Annotated in this window: 6 protein-coding genes; all 6 read right to left on the reverse strand. The window is 74.1% G+C overall.

Going from position 1 to position 5467, the window contains the following annotated elements:
• A partial coding sequence (locus MRBLMU1_RS21485) for a hypothetical protein (protein ID WP_363505479.1) occupies positions 1–261 on the reverse strand: 261 nt, incomplete at its 3' end.
• Between the two features lie 10 nt (positions 262–271).
• Positions 272–1336 (reverse strand): class II fructose-bisphosphate aldolase, encoded by a 1065-nt coding sequence (gene fba / locus MRBLMU1_RS21490; protein WP_363505482.1) that lies wholly within the window; start codon positions 1334–1336, stop codon positions 272–274.
• Between the two features lie 39 nt (positions 1337–1375).
• Positions 1376–2599: a phosphoglycerate kinase gene (locus tag MRBLMU1_RS21495; protein ID WP_363505485.1), complete on the reverse strand. Its 1224-nt coding sequence runs from the start codon at positions 2597–2599 to the stop codon at positions 1376–1378.
• Positions 2596–3612 carry a type I glyceraldehyde-3-phosphate dehydrogenase gene (gene gap / locus MRBLMU1_RS21500; protein WP_363505488.1) on the reverse strand — a complete coding sequence of 339 codons (1017 nt, stop codon included), beginning with the start codon at positions 3610–3612 and terminating at the stop codon, positions 2596–2598. Before gap ends, MRBLMU1_RS21495 begins: the two co-directional genes overlap by 4 nt.
• Positions 3609–4361, reverse strand: a complete 753-nt coding sequence (gene gph / locus MRBLMU1_RS21505; RefSeq protein ID WP_363505491.1) for a phosphoglycolate phosphatase — start codon at positions 4359–4361, stop codon at positions 3609–3611. Before gph ends, gap begins: the two co-directional genes overlap by 4 nt.
• A partial coding sequence (locus MRBLMU1_RS21510; protein WP_363505494.1) for a transketolase-like TK C-terminal-containing protein occupies positions 4361–5467 on the reverse strand: 1107 nt, incomplete at its 5' end. The genes MRBLMU1_RS21510 and gph, both read right to left, overlap by 1 nt.

Here is a 5467-nt window from a genome sequence, read left to right on the forward strand (position 1 = left end):
CCCGAAGGCCAGGGGCGGCTTCGGCGACACCCTGCTGCGTTTCGCCGCCAGCGCCGGCGCCGCCCGGCCGTCCTCGCGCGCCTGCGCCAGCAGCGCGCCGCTCAGCTGCGCGCGTTGCCGGTACAGCGCGTCCCAGCGCTCGTGGGCCGCCGCCAGGCTGGCGATGCCGAGCGCGCCGCCGAGCGTGAGCTGCAGCGCCAGCAAGGCGAACACCGCGCGCATGCGCAGCCGGATCGACAGGTTCGACAGGGACGCCAGCATGGCCGGCGCCCTAGCGCACCACGGCGGCGAGCTCGCCGGCGGCGTAGCGCGCGGCCATGCGCTCGAGCGGGACCACCTTGATGCGGCCGGCCTGGCCGGCGCTGCCGAAGGCCTCGAAGCGCTGCCGGCACAGGTCGCGGGCGGCCGCCGTGGCGTCCTTGAGGAAGCTGCGCGGGTCGAACTCGGCGCGGTCCTCGGCCATGCTGCGCCGCATCGCGCCCGTCATCGCCAGCCGGATGTCGGTGTCGATGTTGATCTTGCGCACCCCGTGCTTGATGCCCTCGAGGATTTCCTCGACCGGCACGCCGTAGGTTTCCTTGATCTCGCCGCCGTGCGCGCGGATCACGGCCAGCCATTCCTGCGGCACCGACGACGAGCCGTGCATGACCAGGTGGGTGCCCGGCACGCGCGCGTGGATCGCCTTGATGCGCTCGATGGCCAGGATGTCGCCGGTCGGCTTGCGGCTGAACTTGTAGGCGCCGTGGCTGGTGCCGATGGCGATGGCCAGCGCGTCGACGCCGGTGCGGGCGACGAAATCGGCCGCCTGGTCGGGGTCGGTGAGCAATTGCTCGTGCGACAGCGTGCCGGCCGCGCCCGAGCCGTCCTCCTCGCCGGCCTGGCCGGTCTCGAGCGAGCCCAGGCAGCCGAGCTCGCCCTCCACCGAGACCCCGATCGCGTGGGCGAAATCGACCACGGTGCGGGTGGTGGCGACGTTGTAGTCGTACGAGGACGGCGTCTTCATGTCGGCCATCAGCGAGCCGTCCATCATCACGCTGGAAAAGCCGGAGCGGATCGCGCCCTGGCACACGGCCGGGCTGGCGCCGTGGTCCTGGTGCATGCAGATGGGGATGTGCGGATAGGCCTCCAGCGCGGCCTCGACCATCTTGCGCAGGAATGGCTCGCCGGCGTACTTGCGGGCGCCGGCCGACGCCTGCAGGATCACCGGGCTGTCGCAGGCGTCGGCCGCCCGCATGATGGCGAGGATCTGCTCGAGGTTGTTGACGTTGAAGGCGGGCAGGCCGTACTGGTGCTCGGCGGCGTGGTCGAGCAGCTGGCGCAGCGAGACGAGGGACATGGTGGATCTCCTTGGTTGTGGTGTGGGTATGGTGGGGCGTCAGTCGGCGCGGCGCCGTTCGAGGGCGGCCACGGCCGGCAGGGTCTTGCCTTCCAAAAATTCGAGGAAGGCGCCGCCGGCGGTCGAGATGTAGTCGATATGGGCGGCCACGCCGAACGCGTGGATGGCGGCCACCGTGTCGCCGCCGCCGGCGATCGAAAACGCCGGCGATTCGGCGATGGCGCGCGCCAGCACCCGGGTGCCGCCGGAGAACGGCGCCAGCTCGAACACGCCCAGCGGGCCGTTCCAGACGATGGTGCCGGCCGTCTGCAGCGCCACCGCCAGCGCCAGCGCGCTGTCGGGGCCGATGTCGAGGATCAGGTCGTCCGGGGCGACGCCGGCCAGCGGCTTGACCGTGGCGGCGGCGTCGGCGGCGAAACGCGTGGCGCACACCACGTCGACCGGCAGCGGCACGGCGGCGCCGCGCGCGGCCATCTTGTCCATGATGCGGCGCGCCGCCGGCGCCAGCGCCGGCTCGGCCAGCGACTTGCCGATCGCCGCGCCTTGCGCCAGCAGGAAGGTGTTGGCGATGCCGCCGCCGACGATCAGCAGGTCGACCTGGTCGGCCAGCGCCTCGAGCACGGTGAGCTTGGTCGAGACCTTGGAGCCGGCCACGATGGCCACCAGCGGGCGGCGCGCGGCGGCCAGCGCCCGGCCCAGCGCGTCGAGCTCGGCCGCCATCAGCGGGCCGGCGCAGGCCAGCGCGGCGTAACGCGCCACGCCCTCGGTGCTGGCCTCGGCGCGGTGGGCGGTGCCGAAGGCGTCGTTGACGTAGACGTCGCACAGCGCCGCCATGGCGCGCGCCAGCGCCGGGTCGTTGGCCGTCTCGCCCGGATTGCCGCGGCAGTTCTCCAGCACCACCAGCTGGCCCGGCGCCAGCGCGAAGCCGCCGCCGGTCCAGTCGCGCAGCAGCGCCACCGGACGCCCCAGCAGCTCGCCCAGGCGCTCGGCCACCGGCGCCAGCGAGTCGCGCGCGGTCAGCGCGCCCTCGGCCGGGCGCCCCAGGTGCGACACCACCATCACGGCCGCGCCGGCGCCGAGCGCGTGGCCGATGCCGGCCAGCGCCGCGCGGATGCGGCTGTCGTCGGCGATCGCGCCGTCCGCGTCCAGCGGCACGTTGAGGTCGGCGCGGATCAGCACGCGTTTGCCGGCCAGCGCTTCGGCCGGCAGGCCGGTCAGGGTGCGGAAGCGGGCGCCGCCGGCGTCCAGCGGGACGGCGCTCATGGCCGCGCCGCCATCAGGGCCACCGTCGTGTCGAGCATGCGGTTGGAAAAGCCCCATTCGTTGTCGTACCAACTGCCCACCTTGACCAGGTTGCCGCAGACCCGGGTCAGCGATTCGTCGTAGGTGCTGGAGGCCGGATCGTGGTTGAAGTCGCGGCTCACCAGCGGTTCGGCGGTGGTGGCGAGGATGCCGCGCAGCGCCGCCGAGCCGGCGGCCGCGCGCATGATGGCGTGCACCTCGTCGACGCTGGTGGGGCGCGCGGCGATGAAGCTGAGGTCGACCAGCGAGACGTTGAGCACCGGCACCCGCACCGCGAAGCCGTCGAGCTTGCCGGCCAGCGCCGGCAGCACCAGCCCCACCGCGCTGGCCGCGCCGGTGCGGGTCGGGATCATGCTGGTGGTGGCCGAGCGCGCGCGGCGCAAGTCCTCGTGCATCACGTCGGTGAGCACCTGGTCGTTGGTGTAGGCGTGGACGGTGGTCATCAGGCCGCTGACCACGCCGAGCGCGGCGTCGAGCGGCGCGATCAGCGGCGCCAGGCAGTTGGTGGTGCACGAGGCGTTGGAGATGACGGTGTCGCCGGCCTTGAGCGTGTGGTGGTTGACGCCGTAGACCACGGTGGCGTCGACGTCGCCGGCGCCGGGCGCCGAGATGATGACTTTTTTGGCGCCGGCGCGCAGGTGGGCCGACGCCTTGTGCTTGCTGGTGAAAAAGCCGGTGCACTCGAGCACCACGTCGACCCCCAGCTCGGCCCAGGGCAGCTCGGCCGGGTCGCGGCAGGCCAGCACGCGGACGCGGTCGCCGTTGACGACCATGTGCCCGCCGTCGACGCCGACCTCGGCGCCGAAGCGGCCGTGGGCGCTGTCGTAGCGGGTCAGGTGGGCGTTGCCGGCCGGGTCGCCCAGGTCGTTGATGGCGACGATCTCGATGTCGTGGCGCTTGCCGCCCTCGTAGTGGGCGCGCAGGATGTTGCGGCCGATGCGGCCGTAGCCGTTGATCGCGACTTTGATGGTCATGGCTCGATTCCTTCAAGTGGTGGATGGTTTGGATGGGATGGCGGGGCGGCCAGGCGGGCGGCCAGCTGCCCGAGGTCGTCGATGTAGCCGTCGGCGCCGGCCGCCGTTGCCGAGTCCGAACTCGTGTCCGCGCCGGCGCCCGGATAGCCGTGGCGCACCAGCCAGACCGGCATGCCGGCCGCGCGCGCGGCGGCCACGTCGATCGCCGAGTCGCCCACCATCAGCGCGCGTTGCGGCGCCACGCCCAGCAGCCGGCAGGCGTGCAGCAGCGGTCCGGCCGACGGCTTCAGGCCGGCCGGCGTGTCGCCGCCGACGACGTGGTCGAAATGGGGCAGCAGTCCGCAGGTGCCCAGCAGCGCCTCGGCCAGCGCCTGCGGCTTGTTGGTGACGCAGGCGAGCGGGAAGCCGGCGCGCCGCAGCGCCGCCACGCCGTCCAGCGCGCCACGATAGGCGCGGCCGTGGCGCCCGTTGGTGCCGGTGTAGTGGTGGACGAAGCTGGCCTCGGCGGCGGCCGGGTCGACCGGGTTGGCCGCTCCGGCCAGGCCGGACGCGGCCAGCACCCGCGCCACCAGCGCCGGCACGCCGTTGCCGATGAAGCCGGCGACGGTGGACAGCGCCAGCGGCGGGCGCCCCAGCCCGGCCAGCATCAGCGCGGCGGCCGCGGCCAGGTCGGGCGCGGTGTCGACCATCGTGCCGTCGAGGTCGATCAGCAGGGCGCGCGGCGCGCCGCCGTGTTCGCGCCGGTCCATCAGCGCGCCCCCGCGTCGGCGCCGCCGGCGAGCAGGGTGCGCGCGGCGGCGGCCACGTGCGCCGGCGTCAGCCCGAAATGCCGGTACAGCTGCTCGGCCGGCGCCGATTCGCCGAAGCTGTCGACGCCGAGCGCGATGCCGGTGTCGCCGACGACGGCGCGCCAGAACCACGTCACGCCGGCCTCCACGCTCACGCGCGGCACGCCGGCCGGCAGCACCGCCTCGCGGTAGGCCGCGTCCTGCGCGTAGAACAGTTCCACGCACGGCAGCGACACCAGCCGCACGCGGTGGCCCTCGGCGGCCAGCACTTGCGCCGCCTGGGCCGCGATGCCGACCTCGGAACCGGTCGCCACCAGCACCAGCCGCGGGCGCTCGCAGTCGCGCAGCACGTAGCCGCCGCGCGCCACGCCGGCCAGCTGGGCGGCGTCGCGCGGGAACGGTTCGAGCGCCTGGCGCGTGAGCACCAGGCAGGTCGGGCCGTCGGCGCGCCGCAGCGCGGCCTCCCAGGCCAGCGCCGTCTCGATGCCGTCGCACGGGCGCCACACGCGGTTGTTGGGGATCAGGCGCAGGCTGGCCGCGTGCTCGACCGGCTGGTGGGTCGGGCCGTCCTCGCCCAGGCCGATCGAGTCGTGGGTCAGCACGTGGATCACGCGCAGCTTCATCAGCGCGGCCATGCGGATGGCGTTGCGCGAATAGTCGGAGAACGCCATGAAGGTGCCGCCGTAGGGGATGGCGCCGCCGTGCAGGGCGACGCCGTTCATGATCGCGGCCATGCCGAACTCGCGCACGCCGTAGCTCAGGTAGTTGCCGGCGCCGGGCGGGTTGGCGTAGTTGAGCCAGACGGAGGCGCCGACGTCGGTCAGGTTGGAGCTGGTCAGGTCGGCCGAGCCGCCGAACAGCTCGGGCGCCACGCCGCTCAGGTGTTCGAGCACCAGCTGCGAGGCCCTGCGGGTGGCCAGCTTGCCGCCCAGCGGGCCGGGCGCGGCCAGCAGCGCGGCCATGCTGGCGGCCAGCGCGTCGGGCAGCACGCCGGCGCTGCGGCGGACGAGCTCGTCGGCCAGCGCCGGATGCTCGCGGCGGTAGGCGGCGAACGCCTGGTGCCAGGC

Origin of the sequence: Burkholderia sp. LMU1-1-1.1 (genome assembly GCF_040675865.1) — a bacterium.
Taxonomy (GTDB): Bacteria; Pseudomonadota; Gammaproteobacteria; order Burkholderiales; family Burkholderiaceae_D; genus Rugamonas.